The following is an 18,416-nucleotide window of genomic DNA, read 5'->3' on the forward strand; positions in this document are numbered from 1 at the left end:
CGAAGATCAAGCATGGGAGTTGGATAGGGGGCTCACGAAAGACCCAAGGAGAGCAGGCAGATGGCAAAGCGTATCCAGTTCCGCGCCCACGGTGGCCCCGAAGTGCTCGAATTTGTTGATTACGAACCCGCCGCACCCGGCCCGAATCAAGTGCGCGTGGCGAACAAGGCGATTGGCCTGAATTTCATCGACACCTATTACCGCAGCGGTCTGTATGCGCTGCCAGCCTTGCCGTCCGGCCTCGGCGCCGAAGGTGCAGGCGTGGTTGACGCGGTCGGTAGCGGCGTTACCCGTTTCAAGGTCGGTGATCGCGTTGCCTACGGCAGCGGCCCGCTGGGCGCCTACAGTGAGTTGCACGTTTTGCCTGAAGCCAATCTGGTGAAACTGCCGGATGAAATCAGTTTCGAAACCGCCGCCGGCGTGATGCTCAAGGGCCTCACCGTGCAGTACCTGCTGCGCCAGACCTATGAATTGAAGGGTGGCGAAACCATTTTGTTCCACGCCGCTGCCGGTGGGGTCGGTTCGCTGGCCTGCCAATGGGCCAAGGCGCTGGGCGTAAAGTTGATCGGCACCGTCAGCTCGAAAGAGAAGGCTGAGCTGGCCAAGGCCAATGGCGCTTGGGCGACCATCGATTACAGCCACGAAAACGTTGCCGAACGCGTGCTGGCGCTGACCGATGGCAAGAAAGTACCGGTGGTTTACGACGGTGTGGGCAAGGACACGTGGCTGACGTCGCTGGACAGCGTTGCACCGCGTGGTTTGCTGGTGAGTTTCGGTAATGCGTCGGGCGCGGTGGACGGCGTGAATCTGGGGATTCTTGCGGCGAAGGGTTCGCTGTACGTGACCCGGCCGACGTTGGCGACTTATGCCAATAACGCGGAGAACTTGCAGCGGATGGCGGATGAGCTGTTTGAGATGATCATCAGCGGCAAGATCAAGGTGGATATCAGCCAGCGTTATTCGTTGGCAGAGGCGGCCAAGGCGCAGACTGAGTTGTCGGCGCGACGCACGACAGGGTCGACAATTCTGTTGCCTTGACCGGCCCCTTCGCGAGCAGGCTCGCTCCCACATTTGCAATGCATTTCAACTGTGGGAGCGAGCCTGCTCGCGAATGAAGCGACGCGGTCTTAAGCCGGGCGCACAATGTTGCCCGTGGCCAAATCACGAATCAGGCTCGGGTTCTTGCGCCCACCCAATTCCCCGCCCAACACCAGATCAATCTGCCCACGGAAATACTGTTCAACACGCAACCGCGTGCGCGCTGCCGGTCGTCCTTGCGGGTTAGCCGAGGTCGAAATCAACGGGCCGACCATCGAGCACAGATCACGCACCTGCGGATGATCGCTAACGCGCAGCGCTACCGTGTCGTGCACACCCGTCACCCATTCCGGCAACAAGCCCTGATGTGGCACCAGCCAGGTGTTCGGCCCCGGCCAGGTGCTGGCCATGCGGTCGAGCCACTCTTGCGGGAAGTCTTCGAACAGGAAGTCGAACTGGCGAATGTTGTCGGCGACCAGAATCAGGCCCTTATTGACCGAGCGATTCTTGATCGCCAGCAGCCGATCCACCGCTTCTTCATTCCACGGGTCGCAACCCAGGCCCCAGACGGCTTCGGTTGGATAGGCAATCACCGCCCCGGCGCGAATCTCTCGTGCGGCTTGTTGCACACGCCAACTGTTGACCATGAAAAAACTCTCCACAAACTGGTTTCGCGCAGTTTACCGATCTTCCTTGTAAAACCTAGCTCACCCGCGCAAACCAGCGGCCGTTTTCACTCACCGCGCGGCCATCCATTTCCAGTTCGGTCAGCGCTGCCAGCACTTTCGGTAACGCCCAGCCGCTGCTGTCGGCCAGACCTTCGCTGGTATGCGGCGCGGCGTGCAGCAACATGAGCAGCGGATGATCGACTTGCGGCGTGTCTGCGGACAGCGGCAAGCGCTGCCAGCCGCGCAGGGCTTCGAGGATGTGCTCAATGGTTTCCACGAGCACCGCGCCATCGCGAATCAACTGGTGACAACCGCGCGCGCCGGGGTGATGAATCGAGCCGGGAATCGCGTAAACCTCGCGCCCCTGTTCTGCCGCCAGCCTCGCCGTGATCAGTGAACCGCTAGCAACGCTGGCCTCGACCACCAGAACGCCAAGGGACAAACCGCTGATGATCCGGTTGCGCCGGGGGAAGTTGCTCGCGGTCGGCCCGGCGTCCAGCGGAAACTCCGAAAGCACCGCGCTGCCGGACGCAATCATTGCGTCGCAGAGGCGTCGATTGCGCTGTGGATAAAAGTTTTCCAGCCCGGTGCCGAGCACCCCGACGGTCAGCCCGCCGACATCCAGCGCGGCTTGATGCGCAGCGGCATCAATGCCCAGCGCCAGACCGCTGGTGATGACAAAACCGGCCCCGGCCAAGCTGCGGGAAAACGCCGCCGCCGTGTCCATTCCCGGACGCGAAGCGCGGCGGCTGCCGACCATCGCCAACTGCGGTTTCTCCAGAATCAGTGGATCACCCGCGACAAACAGCAGCGGCGGTGGATCCGGAATCTGCGCCAGCAGTGCCGGGTAATCCGGCTGATCCCACATCAGCAAATGATGCTCCGGCCGCTCTAGCCAGCGCATTGCGTGGCTGGCGCCATCGCGCACTTGCGGGCAACGCCGCGCTTCGGCACTCGCCGCCGGCATTCCCAGCGAACGCCAGGCACTCGCGGGCGCGCTGATGGCTTTTGAGGCCGAGCCAAAGGCTTCGAGCAATTTGCTAAAACGCTTCGGGCCGATTTCCGGCAAGCGGTGCAGGCGCAGGCGCGCTTCCAGTTCTGCCGGGGAAACCGGCGCGGAGGCAGACATCATCATGGATCATCCTTGATCGTTATAAGCTCCGAACCATTCGGAACAAGCTGTGGATAACTCTGTTGGTAACTTGTGAAGCAAGCTTACGGATTTCGCACCTTGTCGAGCACCGCCAGCGAGCGCGATGCGTTAAGGACGAGGCCGTAACTGAGTTTGTCGTAAGTGCGGAACACCATCAGCAACCCAGCGCGTTCGTCGGGAATTTTCAGCGGCTGACCAGTGATACGGTCGCGCACGGTTTCGCCGGTTTTCATGACCTCCAGCACGTTGCCTTCGACCAATCCGTCGCGTTTGCCCTTGTTCAGGGTGACCACGTCCATCACGCCGATCTGAGTGACGCCGCGTGGTACGTCGATGATCACGCCGTTGATCTGGGTAGCGGGTGCGCTGGGCATGAACGTCGAGTTGATTGAACGCTCTTCGCCGCTGAACAAACGGTCGCCGAGGCGCACTTCCTGCGTGGTGCGTTGCAGGGCGAGGGTGGCGACGTCACCTTCGGTCGCGACGATTTCACCGCCGCCGATGTCGTCGGCGTTGATGCCGAGGAACTCCTTGGTCTGCGGATCGGTGTAGACCTTGCCCTGGCGGAAGATGCCGTAGACCGGTTGATTCGGGTCGAAATGGCCGCGCGCGTAGATGCGGTCGCCGGTGCCGCTGAGCACACGCTCGGCATCGCCGGCGACGATGTACGGCGCCTTGTCGAAATCTTCGGCCTTGTCGACGATGCGGTTGCTCAGCAGAAAACTGTTGATCGATTTCAGTGGAATGCTCGGAATCGCCTCGGCTACCGGGCTGGTGCGAATCCGTGGCGAGAGTTTGATGGTGCCGCGCGACTCGCCGCGATTGAGCGTCAGACGCGGCTGGCCGTTGACGTAGCTGAGCGTCAGCGTGTCGCCGGGATAGATCAGGTTGGGGTTCTCAATTTGCGGATTGGCCCGCCACAACTGCGGCCATTGCCAGGGCTCGCGCAGGTATTTGCCGGAAATGTCCCAGAGTGTGTCACCCGTAACCACCGTGTATTGCTGTGGAAAACCATCCCTGAGTTGCACTTGCCCTTGCGCTACGCCGGCCGAAGCCAGCAACAGCAGGGCGAGTAGTGTTTTCCTCATGCAGTGAATCCCTTTATCATGTGCGTTCGCGTGAACCGTCAGAGCCCCCGTGGCTCGCTTGAGCAAAATGCACAAGCTACGCTTCACAAACGGTAGCCTGCATCTTCGGACCTGCCAGGCCATCGACCCGACTTTACTCAACACGTGCAGCAATCAAAGCCTATGGCCATTTTAGACATCCTCGAATTTCCGGACCCGCGTCTGCGCACTATCGCCAAACCTGTGGCTGTAGTGGACGACGAAGTGCGTCAGTTGGTCGACGACATGTTTGAAACAATGTATGAAGCGCCGGGCATCGGCCTCGCCGCGACCCAGGTCAACGTGCACAAACGTATCGTCGTGATGGACCTTTCCGAAGACCGTACCGAGCCCCGGGTGTTCATCAACCCCGAGTTCGAATCGCTGACCGAAGAAATGGAGCAATACCAGGAAGGCTGCCTTTCGGTACCGGGTTTCTACGAAAACGTCGACCGCCCGCAGAAGGTCAAGATCAAGGCGCTGGACCGCGACGGCAAGCCCTATGAACTGATCGCCGAAGGCCTGCTCGCGGTGTGCATCCAGCACGAATGCGACCACCTCAACGGCAAATTGTTCGTCGATTACCTGTCCACGCTCAAACGCGACCGGATCAAGAAGAAACTGGAAAAGCTCCACCGCCAGAACGCTTGATGCCCCTCCTTCAAAGGCTTGCTGCGGCAAGCCTTTTTCTTTTCAAGAGACGCCTTCCATGACTGAGCCACTGCGCATCGTTTTTGCCGGTACCCCGGAATTTGCCGCCGAACACCTCAAGGCCCTGCTGAGCAGCCCTTACGAGATCGTTGCGGTCTACACCCAACCGGATCGTCCGGCCGGTCGCGGGCAAAAACTGATGCCGAGCCCGGTCAAACAGCTCGCGCTGGAAAATAATATCCAGGTGTTGCAGCCGCCGACGTTGCGCAACGCTGACGCTCAAGCCGAGCTGGCCGCGTTGAAGCCGGATTTGCTGGTGGTGGTCGCCTACGGCCTGATCCTGCCGCAAGTGGTGCTGGATATTCCGCGCCTGGGTTGCATCAACAGTCACGCCTCGTTGCTGCCACGCTGGCGCGGTGCGGCGCCGATTCAGCGCGCCGTCGAACACGGTGATGCCGAAAGCGGCGTGACCGTGATGCGCATGGAAGCTGGCCTCGACACCGGGCCGATGCTGCTCAAGGTCGTCACGCCGATCACGGGCGAAGACACTGGCGGCTCCTTACATGATCGCCTCGCCGAGATGGGCCCGCCGGCCGTGGTGCAAGCGATTGCCGGTCTGGCCGCAGGCACGCTGGAAGGCGAAGTGCAGAACGATGAACTCGCCACTTACGCGCACAAATTGAACAAAGACGAAGCACGCATCGACTGGAGCCGTCCGGCGGTTGAACTGGAGCGACTGGTGCGCGCCTTCAACCCATGGCCGATCACCCACAGCACCCTCAACGGTGAAGCGCTGAAAGTGCTGACGGCGACCATTGCCGAAGGCAACGGCGCGCCGGGTGAAATCCTCAGCGCCAGCAAGGACGGCCTGGTCGTCGCGTGCGGCGAACAGGCGCTGTGCCTGACCCGCCTGCAGTTGCCCGGCGGTAAAGCGCTGAACTTCAGCGATCTGTTCAACAGCCGTCGCGAGAAATTCGCTGTCGGCACGGTGCTCGGCGCAGCGGTGGACGCGCAATGAACCCGCGTCTGGCCGCCGCCAAGGCACTCGCCGCCGTGCTCAGCGGCAAAGCTTCGCTGAACAGTTCGCTGCCGACACAACTGGACAAGGTCGAGGATCGCGATCGCGGTTTCACTCAGGATCTGGCGTTCGGCACCGCGCGCTGGCAGCCACGCCTGTCGGCACTGGCGGAAAAACTTCTGCAGAAGCCGTTCAAAACCGCCGACGCCGATGTCGAGGCGTTGCTGCTGGTCGGCCTCTACCAATTGCTCTACACCCGCGTGCCGGCCCACGCCGCCATCGGCGAAACCGTCGGTTGCGCCGACAAGCTGAAAAAGCCTTGGGCCAAAGGCCTGCTCAACGCGGTGCTGCGTAACGCTCAGCGCGAAAGCGAAACGATTTTTGCCGAACTGGAACGTGATCCGGTGGTGCGTACCGCTCACCCGCGCTGGCTGCAGAAATCCCTGAAAGCTTTCTGGCCGGAACAGTGGGAAGCCATCTGCGAAGCGAACAACGCGCATCCGCCGATGATCCTGCGCGTTAATCGTCGCCATCACAGCCGCGCTGCCTACCTCGGCTTGCTGACTGAAGCCGGGATTGCTGCGACACCGTGCGTGTACAGCCGCGACGGCATCATTCTCGAAGCCGCCGCCGACGTGCGTAGCCTGCCGGGTTTCGCCGAAGGCTGGATCAGCGTGCAGGATGAAGCCGCGCAACTGGCCGCCGACCTGCTCGACCTGGCGCCAGGCCAACGTGTGCTCGACGCCTGCTGCGCGCCGGGTGGCAAGACCTGCCATATCCTCGAAGCCGAAGCGGCGCTGGCCGGCGTGGTCGCGGTGGATCTGGAAGCCAAGCGACTGGTGCGAGTGAAGGAAAACCTTGAGCGCCTCGGTCTTAACGCCGAACTGATCGCCGCCGACGGTCGCGACACCGAAAAATGGTGGGACGGCAAACCGTTCCAGCGCATCCTGCTCGACGCGCCGTGCTCGGCCACCGGCGTGATCCGTCGCCATCCGGACATCAAGTTGACCCGTCAGCCGGACGACATCGTCGCCCTCGCGCAACTGCAAGGCGAGCTGCTCGACGCCATGTGGAAAACCCTCGAAGTCGGCGGCATTCTGCTTTATGCCACCTGCTCGACGCTGCCGACCGAGAACACCGAAGTCATCGCCGCGTTTCTTGAGCGCACACCGGGTGCACGTGAACTGGATCTGGCCACCACGGCCGGAATCAAACAGCCCCATGGTCGCCAATTGCTGGCCCAGCAGGGCGGGCATGACGGGTTCTACTACGCCAAGCTGATCAAGATCGCTGCCGCACGCGGCTAAATGGATTCAATGGAGTGACTGGATGAAAATCATCATCCTCGGGGCAGGGCAGGTCGGCGGTTCGCTGGCTGAGCACCTCGCCAGCGAAGCCAACGACATCACCGTGGTCGACACCGACGGCGAACGCCTGCGCGACCTCGGCGACCGTCTCGACATCCGTACCATTCAGGGCCGAGGCTCGTTACCGACGGTGCTGCGTCAGGCCGGCGCGGACGACGCCGACATGCTGGTGGCGGTGACCAACAGCGACGAAACCAACATGGTCGCCTGTCAGGTCGCCCACACGTTGTTTCACACGCCGACGAAAATCGCCCGAGTGCGCGAAGCTTCGTACCTGACGCGCGAAGAGCAGTTGTTCCAGAACGAAGCGATTCCGGTCGACGTGCTGATCAGCCCCGAGCAAGTGGTGACCAATTACATCAAGCGCCTGATTGAATATCCGGGCGCGTTGCAAGTGATCGACTTCGCCGGAGGTCAGGCGCAACTGGTCGCGGTGCGCGCCTATTACGGCGGGCCGCTGGTCGGTCAGCAACTGCGCCAGTTGCGTGAGCACATGCCGAATGTCGAAACCCGCGTCGCAGCGATTTTCCGTCGTGACCGGCCGATCTTGCCGCAGGGCGACACGGTGATCGAGGCCGACGACGAAGTCTTCTTCATCGCCGCCCGTGAGAATATTCGCGCGGTGATGAGCGAAATGCGCCGCCTCGACGAAACCTACAAACGCATCGTCATTGCTGGCGGCGGGCAGATCGGTGAGCGCCTGGCCGAGGCCATCGAAAGCCGCTATCAGGTGAAAATCATCGAGATGAACCCGGCGCGCTGCCGCTACCTCTCCGACACCCTCGACAGCACCGTGGTGTTGCAGGGCAGCGCGTCCGACCGCGATTTGCTGCTGGAAGAGAACATCGCCGACGCCGATATCTTCCTCGCGCTGACCAACGATGACGAAGCCAACATCATGTCGTCGCTACTGGCGAAACGGCTGGGGGCGAAGAAGGTCATGACGATCATCAACAACCCGGCCTACGTCGACCTGATTCAGGGCGGCGACATCGACATCGCCATCAGCCCGCAACTGGCGACCATCGGCACGTTACTGGCGCACGTACGCCGAGGCGATATCGTCAGCGTGCACTCACTACGTCGCGGTGCGGCGGAAGCGATCGAGGCAATTGCCCACGGCGATGCGAAATCGAGCAAGGTGATCGGCAAACCGATCGAGAAGATCGGCCTGCCGCCGGGCACCACGATTGGCGCGGTGATCCGCAACGAACAAGTGATCATTGCCCACGACGACACGGTGATCGAGGCGGGCGACCATGTGATTCTGTTCCTTGTGGATAAAAAGCATATTCGCGATGTGGAGAAGCTGTTTCATGTGGGGTTGAGCTTTTTCTGAGGTTGATCGTTCCCACGCTCCGCGTGGGAATGCAGCCCGGGACGCTCTGCGTCCCAAGAGCGGACGCAGAGCGTCCATTGAGGCATTCCCACGCGGAGCGTGGGAACGATCACTGAAGCGAGGGTGCAAAAATGCTCGAATCCCTGGAGAAAATGCTCGCCAAGGGTGTGGATAACTCCCTGCTGCGCTTCGGCCTGGGCAAGGGCTATCTGGATCTGGGCGAAAACGCCAAGGCTGCCGAGCATTTCCAGCGCTGCGTCGGCTTCGATCCGAAGTATTCCGCCGCGTGGAAACTGTTGGGCAAGGCGCAACTGGCGCTGGGCGACACTGCCGCCGCACGTCAGGCGTGGGAACAAGGTCTGGAAGCCGCTCGCGCCCATGGCGACAAGCAGGCCGAGAAGGAAATGACGGTGTTTTTGAAGAAACTCGATCGTCAGGCGCAGTGACGTTCTACAAGTAGCGCAAACCGATGCCTTCGGCGTCGACCGTCACCACTTCCATTCGCACGCGCGGCGCGCCTGTGGGTAAATCCTGAACCTGGCCATAGACGACCGCGCCTTTGGGCAACGACGCCAGGCTCGGATGCTGCACATAGACCCCGGTCGGCGATAGGTTGCGGGTTTGCCCGAGGCATTCGCCGAAGCTGTCGTGGGTGATTTTGATGCGGAAGGATTTGCGGTGTTCGGACATCTTGGTGCGCCCTTTTTGAACGGGTTGTGGATAACTGAAAGAGAAAGATCAAAAGATCGCAGCCTGCGGCAGCTCCTACAAGTTATCCACAGAGTGTGCCAACTTCGTCAGTACCAGCGTTCTTCGCCGGGTGGGCGCTTTTTGAAGCGCTTCATGCTCCACATGTACTGGCTCGGATAGGCGGCGACGTAGCGCTCGACGACTTTGCTCATCGCAGCGCAAGACTCGGCGGTATCGGTGCTGTACATGGCTTCGGGCGCGGCTTCGAGGATCACTTTGTAGCCAGAACCGTCGGGCAGGCGCAGCGCATGCAGGAACACGCCGACCGCTTTACCACCGGCCAACATGTTCGGCACGAATTTGCTCGTCAGCGCCTGCGTGGCGAAGAACGGCACGAAGATCCCGGCGGATTCGGCCGGTTCCGGGTCAGCGGGGATGCCCACTGCACCACCTTTGCGCACTTCCTTGATCACGCTGAGGATGCCTTCCTTGGTGGAGGCGGCGACCTTGTTGCCCAGTTGCACGCGCTGTTTGCGGAGCAATTCGTCCACAGCTTTGAGCTTCGGCGGACGATAGAAAATGATCGGTTTGCACTGACTGCAATAGAAGTGGTTGAGCACTTCCCAGTTGCCGAGGTGGCTGGTGATGCCGACCACGCCTTTGCCCGAGGCCAAAGCGTCTTTCAGCACGTCGAGGCCTTCGACTTCGCACACCAGATCGATCGAACGCTGCGCCGGCCAGATCCACGCGCAGGCGCTTTCGGTCAGCGACTTGCCGATGTCTTTCAGGCTCTGCCCGACCAGACGCTCACGTTCGGCCGGATCCATCTGTGGAAAACATTTGGCGAGGTTGATCCGCACCACGTCGCGGGAGCGGTTGGGGGTTTTCCACATGATCCAGCCGATCGCCGAACCCACGGCCTGCACGGCCCGCCATGGCAGCAGGGCAAACAGCCGCAGAGCGCCTACCAGCAAGGCGCCTTTAAACTTTTCCACAGGTCACTCCTGATCTTGTGCGGTGCGCGAGGCGGCCATTCTAACCGGCGTTGACGAGCTGCGCGTAGCGGTCGCAGTCGCGGGTGTGATCCATGACCATGCCCGAAGCCTGCATCAGCGCGTAGCAAATGGTCGGGCCGACGAACGTGAACCCGGCCTTTTTCAGGGCTTTGCTCATCGCCAACGCTTCGGGGGTGATCGCCGGGACTTCGCTGCGATCGTTGAAATGATTGATGATCGGTTGGTCGTTGACGAACGACCAAAGGAAGGCCACCGGATCCTCCAGCGCCAGCCAGGCCTGGGCATTGCGGCGAGCGGCGTTGAGTTTGAGGCGGTTGCGGATGATCCCCGGATCGAGCATCAATTCGTCGATTTCGGCGTCGCTCATCTGCGCCACGCGCTGCACGTCGAAGCCGAACAGCACCTCGCGATAACGCTCGCGTTTGCGCAGCACGGTGATCCACGACAGGCCAGCCTGGAACCCTTCGAGCAAAAGCAACTCGAACAAACCCTGCGCATCGCGTAGCGGCGTGCCCCACTCCTGATCGTGATAAGCCATGTACAGCGAATCTTCGGTACACCAAAAGCAGCGTGGCATAAGGCTCCAGGGGGTGGAGGTGCGACTGAATCGGGTATACTCCCGCTCTTTAAATCGCAGCCCAAGAAACAGGTGAATTTCGTGAGCCAGCCTACGCCAGCCGTGCGTACCTTCCAAGACTTGATCCTCGCGCTCCAGCAATACTGGGCCGAGCAAGGTTGCGTGGTACTTCAGCCCTACGATATGGAAGTAGGCGCCGGCACTTTCCACACCGCGACCTTCCTCCGTGCCATCGGCCCGGAAACCTGGAACGCCGCTTACGTGCAGCCAAGCCGTCGTCCGACTGACGGCCGTTACGGCGAAAACCCGAACCGTCTGCAGCACTACTACCAGTTCCAGGTCGTGCTGAAGCCGAACCCGGACAACTTTCAGGAACTGTACCTGGGCTCCCTCAAGCATGTCGGTCTGGACCCACTGGTTCACGACATCCGCTTCGTCGAAGACAACTGGGAATCGCCGACCCTCGGCGCCTGGGGTCTGGGCTGGGAAGTCTGGCTGAACGGTATGGAAGTGACGCAGTTCACTTACTTCCAACAGGCGGGCGGCATCGAGTGCTACCCGGTGACCGGCGAGATCACATACGGTCTCGAGCGTCTGGCCATGTACCTGCAAGGCGTGGATTCGGTCTACGACCTGGTCTGGGCTGACGGCCCGATGGGCAAAGTCACCTACGGCGACGTGTTCCACCAGAACGAAGTGGAGCAGTCCACTTACAACTTCGAACACGCCAACGTCGACAAACTGTTCGAACTGTTCGACTTCTATGAAAGCGAAGCCAAGCGCCTGATCGAACTCGACCAGCCGCTGCCGTTGCCGAGCTACGAAATGGTGTTGAAGGCCTCGCACACCTTCAACCTGCTAGATGCGCGCCGGGCGATCTCGGTGACCGCGCGTCAGCAATACATTCTGCGCGTACGCACCCTGGCGCGTTCCGTTGCGCAAGCCTACCTGCTGGCGCGCGCCAAGCTGGGCTTCCCGATGGCGACCCCGGATCTGCGTGACGAAGTACTGGCCAAGCTGGAGGCAGCACAATGAGTGCGCAAGATTTTCTGGTTGAACTGGGCACCGAAGAACTGCCACCGAAAGCCCTGAACACCCTGGCTGACGCGTTCCTCGCCGGTATCGACAAGGGCCTGCAAGCCGCTGGCCTGAGCTACGAGACTAAAACCGTCTACGCCGCGCCGCGCCGTCTGGCTGTGCTGATCACCGCGCTGGCTACCCAGCAACCGGATCGCAGCATCAACCTCGACGGCCCGCCACGTCAGGCGGCGTTCGACGCTGAAGGTAATCCAACGCAAGCAGCACTGGGTTTCGCCAAGAAGTGCGGCGTTGATCTGAGCGAAATCGACCAGAGCGGCCCGAAACTGCGTTACAGCCAGAGCATTGCCGGCAAGCCGACCGCGAGCCTGCTGCCGACCATCGTCGAAGATTCGCTGAACGACCTGCCGATCCCGAAACGCATGCGTTGGGGTGCGCGCAAGGAAGAGTTCGTGCGTCCGACCCAATGGCTGGTGATGCTGCTCGGTGACCAGGTCATCGACTGCACCATCCTCGCGCAGAAGGCCGGCCGTGATTCCCGTGGTCACCGCTTCCATCACCCGGAAAGCGTGCGCATCGGTTCGCCGTCGAGCTACCTCGCCGACCTGCGTGCCGCTTACGTATTGGCCGACGCCAACGAGCGTCGCGAGATCATCAGCAAGCGCACCGAAGAGCTGGCCACCCGTCAGGAAGGCACCGCAATCGTGCCGCCGGCACTGCTCGACGAAGTGACCGCGCTGGTTGAATGGCCGGTGCCGCTGGTGTGCTCGTTCGAGGAACGTTTCCTCGACGTGCCGCAAGAAGCGCTGATCACCACCATGCAGGACAACCAGAAGTACTTCTGCCTGCTGGATGCCGACGGCAAGTTGCTGCCACGTTTCATCACCGTGGCCAACATCGAAAGCAAAGACCCGCAACAGATCATCGCCGGTAACGAGAAAGTGGTTCGCCCACGCCTGACCGACGCCGAGTTCTTCTTCAAGCAAGACAAGAAGCAGAAACTCGAAGACTTCAACCTGCGCCTGCAGAACGTGGTGTTCCAGGAAAAACTCGGCAGCGTCTACGACAAGGCTGAGCGCGTATCGAAACTGGCTGCTTACATCGCCGCTCGCATTGGCGGCAACGCTTCGTGGGCTGCTCGCGCTGGCCTGCTGTCGAAGTGCGACCTCGCCACGGAAATGGTCGGCGAGTTCCCGGAGATGCAAGGTGTCGCCGGTTACTACTACGCCCTCAATGACGGCGAACCGGAAGACGTCGCACTGGCGCTGAACGAGCAGTACATGCCACGTGGTGCCGGTGCTGAACTGCCAGCCACCCTGACCGGTGCGGCCGTCGCGATCGCTGACAAGCTCGACACTCTGGTCGGTATCTTCGGTATCGGCATGCTGCCAACCGGCAGTAAAGACCCGTATGCCCTGCGCCGTGCGGCACTCGGCGTGCTGCGTATCCTCATCGAGAAGAAGCTCGATCTGGACCTGAACGACGCCGTCGCATTCGCGGTGAATGCGTTCGGTACCAAGGTCAAGGCTGCCGGCCTCAACGAGTCCGTGCTGGAATTCATCTTCGACCGCCTGCGTGCGCGTTATGAAGACGAAGGCGTTGAAGTCGCCACTTACCTGTCGGTACGTGCCCTGAAGCCGGGCTCGGCGCTGGACTTCGATCAGCGCGTGCAAGCGGTGCAGGCCTTCCGCAAACTGCCGGAAGCGGCAGCGCTGGCGGCGGTGAACAAGCGTGTGTCGAACCTGTTGAGCAAACTCGAAGGCGCAGTACCGACCGAGGTACAAGCGAAGTACTTCGACAACGCCAACGAGTTCTCGCTGTACTCGGCGATCCAGCAAGCGGATCAAGCGGTACAGCCGATGGCTGCGGCGCGTCAGTACAACGAATCGCTGGCACGCCTGGCGGCATTGCGTGAGCCGGTGGATGCGTTCTTCGACGCGGTGATGGTCAATGCCGACGACGCCAATGTGCGGGCCAACCGTTACGCGCTGCTGGCGCGTCTGCGTGGTCTGTTCCTCGGCGTTGCCGACATTTCGCTGCTGGGTTGAGGGATTGCTGTTGAAACTGCTGATTCTCGATCGGGACGGAGTGATCAATTACGACTCCGACGCTTACATCAAGTCAGTGGCGGAGTGGATTCCGTTGCCCGGCTCGATCGAAGCGATTGCGCAGTTGAGCAAGGCCGGCTGGACGGTGGCGGTGGCCACCAACCAGTCGGGCATTGCTCGCGGCTACTACGACCTCGCCACCCTCGATGCCATGCACGCGCGCTTGCGTGAGCTGGTCGCGGAACAGGGCGGTGAAGTCGGGCTGATCGTGTACTGCCCGCATGGGCCGGACGAAGGCTGCGATTGCCGCAAGCCGAAACCGGGGATGTTGAAAACCATCGCGGCGCATTACGACGTCGAGCTGAGCAATGTCTGGTTTGTCGGCGACAGCCTTGGTGACCTGGAGGCTGCCAAAGCCGTCGATTCACAGCCAGTTTTGGTAAAGACCGGAAAAGGCGAAAAGACTCAGGGCAAAACCCTGCCGGTTGGCACTCTGATTTTTGACGATCTGGCGGCGATTGCCGCAGAACTTATCCACAACTAGAGTACTTCTGAAGTTCCTGACCAGGGATTGATCGGGAGTGCGCTTGAACACTCGGGCATTGCCCCGTCACGGTAAACGTCACTATGTCGATACTGCGGGCCATCAGGATTTTTCTCTTTTACCTGCTGCTGGGCACCACCTCCCTGCTGTGGTGCAGCTTGAGTTTTTTCATCGCGCCGTTTCTGCCGTTCAAGGCGCGTTATCGGTTTATCAACGTGTACTGGTGCCGTTGCGCCTTGTGGCTGACCAAGGTATTTCTCGGTATCCGCTACGAAATCAAGGGCGCGGAAAACGTGCCTGACCGGCCCTGCGTGATTCAATCGAACCACCAGAGCACCTGGGAGACGTTCTTTCTCTCCGCTTATTTCTCGCCGTTGAGCCAAGTGCTCAAACGCGAATTGCTTTACGTGCCGTTCTTCGGCTGGGCCATGGCCATGTTGCGGCCGATCGCGATTGACCGTGACAACCCGAAAGCGGCGCTCAAACAAGTCGCCGCCAAAGGTGACGAGCTGCTCAAGGACAACGTTTGGGTGCTGATCTTTCCGGAAGGCACACGCGTGCCGTTTGGCACTGTCGGCAAGTTCTCCCGCAGTGGTAGCGCTTTGGCGGTGAATGCGGCGCTTCCGGTACTGCCGATTGCACACAATGCCGGCAAATTCTGGCCGAAAGTCGGCTGGGGCAAAAAGTCCGGCGTGATCACGGTGGTCATCGGCGAACCGATGTACGCCGAAGGCACAGGCCCGCGCGCCATTGCCGAGTTGAACGACCGGGTGCAAGCCTGGAACGAGAAGACTCAACGCGAAATGGGCTCGTTGCCGCCGGCCCCGCAGGCACCAGTCGCCGATGATCAGATCGCTGTCTGAGATTTTGTGGATAACCTGTGTACGGTTTGTTTGAAAAGGCTTGAATATTGAGATTAAGTAATTGATTTACTTATATATTTCTCAAGCTCATAAAAGACCGTAAAAGGTGCATAAGTTTGTTTCCGATGTAAAAAAACCGGCTGATATAGCCGGTTTTTTTGTGCCTGATTATTCGTGAATCAGCGGTAACTCCAGCAGGAACGTGGTGCCTTGATCCACCACGCTGCGGCATTCGATTTTACCGCCATGGTGATCAACCACCGCTTTGACCATCGACAGGCCCAGCCCCACGCCATCGATGCCTTGGGCGGAGGAAAAACGCCGGTACTGACTGAACAGATCCGGCAATTCATCGGCGGCGATGCCTTTGCCTTGATCGATCAATTCACAGTGCAACCATTCCTCACGGCAACGGACGCGCAGGGTGATCGTGGTGTCGGCCGGGCTGTACTTGATCGCGTTTTCCAGCAGGTTGAACAGCGCGCGGGTCAGCAAGCCTTGATCGGCATTGATCAGACGTTCCTGCGACTCTTCATCCATGTCATGCAGCAGCTCGATGCGTTTCTGCTGGGCAATGGGCAACGCTTGATCCAGCACGTCGAGCACCAGCATCGCGAACAACGTCGGTTGAAATTGGTAAGTCTCAGACTCGGCTCGCGCCAGCAGAACAAAACCGTCGGTCAGATCCAGCGCGCGGCGCACCTGACGTTCGATCTGTTCGAACAACGGCGCATCAGCCCCGGCCTGATGGCGATGCACATCCAGCAAAGCGAGGATCGCCGAATGTGGCGCGCGCAGGTCGTGGGACAGAAAGCGCAGCAACACGCTGCGTTGTTCTTCCGCCGCGCGTTCGGCGCTGAGGTCGGTGAGGCTCAGCAGCCAGCCGATCGGTGTGTCACCGTCCACCGGCAGCAGGGCGGCACGTTCCAGGCGCAGGCTGCGTTCCTTGTGGTCACGGAATTCCAGCAGCGGAAGGGCGGATAACGCTGGACGTGGCTCTGTGGATAATTCCGGATAGCCGAGGCGGCCGAGTTGATCGAGGACGTCGTCACCCACTAATGCGGTATCGAACAACGCGCGGGCCTTGCGATTGCCCAGCAGGATCTGCCCCTTGGGATCGCTGATCAGTGTGGCGACCGGCAAGTATTCCAAACCGTCTGCGATGAAGCGTCGAGTATCGCGGGTGCGGCTCATGGCTTGCTCCAAGGCCATGATCTGCCCCTGCAAACGATCGGCGCCGGTGAACTGCGTACGGCGGCGTTCGGGGAAAACCTTCGGCTCACCGTCCAGCCGCGTCAGCTCCCAGCCGAAATAAGTCAGCACCACACTCAGGCGCCGCCAGTTCCAGATCAGATAGCCGAACAACATGCCCAACACCGCCGGCGTCGGCGACCACCAGCGACGCATCTCCGCCAGCCCGGCGCTGGTCAGCAGCACGGCGGCCATACCAACCAGCGTTATCCACAATGCCCAGCGCGGACGCCACAACAGCAAACCAAGTACGCACGCGACCAGGCCCACCGAAAGCATGGCTCCCATGACGGGAGCCGCACCGTGCAGGTTGACCTGCGCGCGATACGACAACAGCGCAGTCAGCGGCAACAGCACTAGACTTATCCACAACCACTCACGCACCAGCTGTCGAAACAGGCGCTGCACCTGGCTGGGCTCACGGCTTTCACGCCGGCGATTAGTGTTCATTTGGAAAAACGGCAGGGCAGGGTGAATGGTTTCATGGGCCACAGGTCTGAGACGTAGACCCGAAGAATCATAGCGGACGTCGACCAACGGCGGGCTGCTTACTTTCACTGCGAGGGCCGAGCGACTATGGTTGTCCGCCAACTGCCCAAGCAACAAGGAATGACCGCGAATGCGCGTTGCGATTCTGGACGACGAACCCGCCGAACTGCGCCGGGTCGAGCAAACCCTGCAGCAAATGGCCGATGCCGGCGAACAGCCGTGGTCACTGCACAGCTTCGAGCGTGGCGAAGACCTGCTGCGCCAACTGCGCCGGGAAACCTTCGACCTGCTGATCCTCGACTGGCAACTGCCCGACCTCACCGGCCTGGCCCTGCTGCGCTGGACCCGCGAACACATGGAAGCGCCACCGGCAGCGATCATGCTCACCAGCCGTGATGGCGAGAGCGATATCGTTCAGGCGTTGAATGCGGGGGCGGATGATTATGTGAGCAAGCCGTTTCGGCCAAATGAATTGAAGGCGCGGGTGGCTGCAGTATTGCGGCGGCACAGCCAGCAACGTGCGGCGGCGACAGAAGTGCTGAGCTTTAATGATCTGACGTTTGATGACGCTGAATTGACCGTTACCCGCGAGGGAAAGCCGATTGTCATGACCGAGCGCGAGTACCGGCTGGCGCGGTGTTTGTTCAGCAATCTGGGGAGGCCGTTATCGCGGGATTATCTGTACGAACGATTTTGGCCGCATGAGGAGATGGCTTCGTCGCGGCCGTTGGATACGCATATTTATCGGCTGCGGAATAAACTCGGTCTGACGGCGGATCGGGGTTGGCAGCTGTTGACGATTTATGGGTATGGGTATCGGTTGGAGAGTGTGGCGGCAGCGCCCGAGTAAGATCAAAAGATCGCAGCCTGCGGCAGCTCCTACGTTGATCTCCTGTAGGAGCTGCCGCAGGCTGCGATCTTTTGATCTGCCAATAAAAAAGGCCAACGCAATGCGTTGGCCTTTTTGTTTGAGGCAAACGAGGATGTAGGTGGGCAAAGTTAACCGACTTTGACAGATTGAAATATCAGAGGTATACGGCACGTTTGGGCAAAGTTAATCTTCCTATTGGAAGAAGTTAAAGTGCGGAAACCTATTTTCGGCCAAAGTTAGACGCCATGGAAATGAACAACGATTTTAAAATTCGGTTAATTGACAATTTGTCAAAAGAGAATATAAATTAAACTATATAACTCACTTATTCAAGTACGTCTTAGTAAGTTAATACCAGTCTATTTTGGCAACTTTTAACTGCCAGCCCTGACACCCACCTCCAACCTATGACTGTACATAAATACAGCCATGTCAACTGATCCATGATCCTCTAAGCTCGCCGAAAGCATAGAAGAGGAGCCGCTGCTCAGTCTGGGTAGATACTCCTGCTCCGTCACCATTACGTAATAAAGCATCGCTAGGCTGAATCGAATGGGCCAGCTGTTGGCGCTGATTGAAAACTGACCCACCCTGCCGATTGAAAATTGACCCAGGGCGGATTGCTGATTTTTGTCCCAGCAATTGTGGATAAGCTTAGCAGTCGTGTTCCGCTTGAAGGCTCATCAAGC

The 18,416-nt window shown here is 60.1% G+C and carries 18 protein-coding genes; 11 read left to right on the forward strand and 7 right to left on the reverse strand.

What is annotated here, in order from left to right:
• The first annotated feature begins 60 nt into the window (after positions 1-60).
• Entirely contained in the window at positions 61-1,038 is a 978-nt protein-coding gene (locus GVL50_RS13055; protein WP_159813422.1) for a quinone oxidoreductase, read from the forward strand.
• Between the two features lie 89 nt (positions 1,039-1,127).
• On the opposite strand, the gene GVL50_RS13060 is transcribed toward GVL50_RS13055, so the two are convergent.
• The 3 genes from GVL50_RS13060 to GVL50_RS13070 all read right to left on the reverse strand — a co-directional run bounded on the left by GVL50_RS13060 (position 1,128) and on the right by GVL50_RS13070 (position 3,947).
• Entirely contained in the window at positions 1,128-1,685 is a 558-nt protein-coding gene (locus GVL50_RS13060; protein WP_053125335.1) for an L-threonylcarbamoyladenylate synthase, read from the reverse strand.
• Positions 1,686-1,740: 55 nt separating this feature from the next.
• On the reverse strand, positions 1,741-2,841 hold the full coding sequence (gene dprA / locus GVL50_RS13065) for a DNA-processing protein DprA (protein ID WP_159813424.1): 1,101 nt from the start codon (positions 2,839-2,841) through the stop codon (positions 1,741-1,743).
• Positions 2,842-2,921: 80 nt separating this feature from the next.
• The gene (locus GVL50_RS13070) at positions 2,922-3,947 is read right to left on the reverse strand and encodes a LysM peptidoglycan-binding domain-containing protein (protein WP_053125331.1); all 1,026 of its coding nucleotides are present in this window, start codon (positions 3,945-3,947) and stop codon (positions 2,922-2,924) included.
• A 162-nt stretch (positions 3,948-4,109) separates the two neighbouring features.
• Here GVL50_RS13070 and def point away from each other — a divergent pair, with 162 nt between their 5' ends.
• From def to GVL50_RS13095, 5 genes are all read left to right on the forward strand, one after another.
• Positions 4,110-4,616, forward strand: a complete 507-nt coding sequence (gene def, locus GVL50_RS13075) for a peptide deformylase (protein WP_053125329.1) — start codon at positions 4,110-4,112, stop codon at positions 4,614-4,616.
• A 58-nt stretch (positions 4,617-4,674) separates the two neighbouring features.
• Complete coding sequence (gene fmt / locus GVL50_RS13080) at positions 4,675-5,634, forward strand: methionyl-tRNA formyltransferase (protein ID WP_159813426.1); 960 nt, start codon at positions 4,675-4,677, stop codon at positions 5,632-5,634.
• Entirely contained in the window at positions 5,631-6,941 is a 1,311-nt protein-coding gene (rsmB, locus tag GVL50_RS13085) for a 16S rRNA (cytosine(967)-C(5))-methyltransferase RsmB (protein ID WP_159813427.1), read from the forward strand. Before fmt ends, rsmB begins: the two co-directional genes overlap by 4 nt.
• 22 nt (positions 6,942-6,963) lie before the next feature.
• The gene (trkA, locus tag GVL50_RS13090) at positions 6,964-8,340 is read left to right on the forward strand and encodes a Trk system potassium transporter TrkA (RefSeq protein ID WP_053125322.1); all 1,377 of its coding nucleotides are present in this window, start codon (positions 6,964-6,966) and stop codon (positions 8,338-8,340) included.
• 131 nt (positions 8,341-8,471) lie between these two features.
• Positions 8,472-8,786 (forward strand): tetratricopeptide repeat protein, encoded by a 315-nt coding sequence (locus GVL50_RS13095; RefSeq protein WP_159813429.1) that lies wholly within the window; start codon positions 8,472-8,474, stop codon positions 8,784-8,786.
• Between the two features lie 4 nt (positions 8,787-8,790).
• Here GVL50_RS13095 and GVL50_RS13100 read toward each other — a convergent pair whose 3' ends face one another.
• From GVL50_RS13100 to tag, 3 genes are all read right to left on the reverse strand, one after another.
• Positions 8,791-9,030, reverse strand: coding sequence for a PilZ domain-containing protein (locus GVL50_RS13100; protein WP_053125318.1), 240 nt, complete (start codon positions 9,028-9,030; stop codon positions 8,791-8,793).
• Between the two features lie 107 nt (positions 9,031-9,137).
• Positions 9,138-10,025, reverse strand: a complete 888-nt coding sequence (locus GVL50_RS13105; protein ID WP_159813431.1) for a lysophospholipid acyltransferase — start codon at positions 10,023-10,025, stop codon at positions 9,138-9,140.
• A 40-nt stretch (positions 10,026-10,065) separates the two neighbouring features.
• Positions 10,066-10,623, reverse strand: a complete 558-nt coding sequence (gene tag / locus GVL50_RS13110; RefSeq protein WP_159813433.1) for a DNA-3-methyladenine glycosylase I — start codon at positions 10,621-10,623, stop codon at positions 10,066-10,068.
• A gap of 81 nt (positions 10,624-10,704) precedes the next feature.
• On the opposite strand from tag, the gene glyQ reads away from it, so the two are divergent.
• From glyQ to GVL50_RS13130, 4 genes are all read left to right on the forward strand, one after another.
• A complete protein-coding gene (glyQ, locus tag GVL50_RS13115; RefSeq protein WP_025112261.1) occupies positions 10,705-11,658 on the forward strand; it encodes a glycine--tRNA ligase subunit alpha in 954 nt (317 codons plus the stop codon).
• Complete coding sequence (glyS, locus tag GVL50_RS13120) at positions 11,655-13,709, forward strand: glycine--tRNA ligase subunit beta (protein ID WP_159813435.1); 2,055 nt, start codon at positions 11,655-11,657, stop codon at positions 13,707-13,709. The genes glyQ and glyS overlap by 4 nt, the downstream gene beginning before the upstream one ends.
• Positions 13,710-13,713: 4 nt before the next feature.
• Complete coding sequence (gene gmhB, locus GVL50_RS13125) at positions 13,714-14,253, forward strand: D-glycero-beta-D-manno-heptose 1,7-bisphosphate 7-phosphatase (protein WP_178124186.1); 540 nt, start codon at positions 13,714-13,716, stop codon at positions 14,251-14,253.
• 83 nt (positions 14,254-14,336) lie between these two features.
• Positions 14,337-15,116: a 1-acyl-sn-glycerol-3-phosphate acyltransferase gene (locus GVL50_RS13130; protein WP_159813439.1), complete on the forward strand. Its 780-nt coding sequence runs from the start codon at positions 14,337-14,339 to the stop codon at positions 15,114-15,116.
• 168 nt (positions 15,117-15,284) lie between these two features.
• Here the strand turns inward: GVL50_RS13130 and GVL50_RS13135 are convergent, their stop codons facing one another.
• Positions 15,285-16,817: an ATP-binding protein gene (locus GVL50_RS13135; RefSeq protein ID WP_159813441.1), complete on the reverse strand. Its 1,533-nt coding sequence runs from the start codon at positions 16,815-16,817 to the stop codon at positions 15,285-15,287.
• Positions 16,818-16,986: 169 nt separating this feature from the next.
• Between GVL50_RS13135 and GVL50_RS13140 the strand changes: the two genes are divergently transcribed.
• Complete coding sequence (locus tag GVL50_RS13140) at positions 16,987-17,706, forward strand: response regulator transcription factor (RefSeq protein WP_159813443.1); 720 nt, start codon at positions 16,987-16,989, stop codon at positions 17,704-17,706.
• Positions 17,707-18,416: the final 710 nt, after the last annotated feature.

The sequence above is a fragment of the Pseudomonas sp. 18058 genome, from assembly GCF_902706155.1.
In the GTDB taxonomy this organism is placed as follows: domain Bacteria; phylum Pseudomonadota; class Gammaproteobacteria; order Pseudomonadales; family Pseudomonadaceae; genus Aquipseudomonas; species Aquipseudomonas rustica.

Coding starts and splice junctions, on each gene's coding strand:
- GVL50_RS13055 (WP_159813422.1), top strand. CDS start 61: ATGGCAAAGCGTATCCAGTTCCGCGCCCACGGTGGCCCCGAAGTGCTC.
- GVL50_RS13060 (WP_053125335.1), bottom strand. CDS start 1,685: ATGGTCAACAGTTGGCGTGTGCAACAAGCCGCACGAGAGATTCGCGCC.
- dprA (WP_159813424.1), bottom strand. CDS start 2,841: ATGATGATGTCTGCCTCCGCGCCGGTTTCCCCGGCAGAACTGGAAGCG.
- GVL50_RS13070 (WP_053125331.1), bottom strand. CDS start 3,947: ATGAGGAAAACACTACTCGCCCTGCTGTTGCTGGCTTCGGCCGGCGTA.
- def (WP_053125329.1), top strand. CDS start 4,110: ATGGCCATTTTAGACATCCTCGAATTTCCGGACCCGCGTCTGCGCACT.
- fmt (WP_159813426.1), top strand. CDS start 4,675: ATGACTGAGCCACTGCGCATCGTTTTTGCCGGTACCCCGGAATTTGCC.
- rsmB (WP_159813427.1), top strand. CDS start 5,631: ATGAACCCGCGTCTGGCCGCCGCCAAGGCACTCGCCGCCGTGCTCAGC.
- trkA (WP_053125322.1), top strand. CDS start 6,964: ATGAAAATCATCATCCTCGGGGCAGGGCAGGTCGGCGGTTCGCTGGCT.
- GVL50_RS13095 (WP_159813429.1), top strand. CDS start 8,472: ATGCTCGAATCCCTGGAGAAAATGCTCGCCAAGGGTGTGGATAACTCC.
- GVL50_RS13100 (WP_053125318.1), bottom strand. CDS start 9,030: ATGTCCGAACACCGCAAATCCTTCCGCATCAAAATCACCCACGACAGC.
- tag (WP_159813433.1), bottom strand. CDS start 10,623: ATGCCACGCTGCTTTTGGTGTACCGAAGATTCGCTGTACATGGCTTAT.
- glyS (WP_159813435.1), top strand. CDS start 11,655: ATGAGTGCGCAAGATTTTCTGGTTGAACTGGGCACCGAAGAACTGCCA.
- GVL50_RS13130 (WP_159813439.1), top strand. CDS start 14,337: ATGTCGATACTGCGGGCCATCAGGATTTTTCTCTTTTACCTGCTGCTG.
- GVL50_RS13135 (WP_159813441.1), bottom strand. CDS start 16,817: ATGAACACTAATCGCCGGCGTGAAAGCCGTGAGCCCAGCCAGGTGCAG.
- GVL50_RS13140 (WP_159813443.1), top strand. CDS start 16,987: ATGCGCGTTGCGATTCTGGACGACGAACCCGCCGAACTGCGCCGGGTC.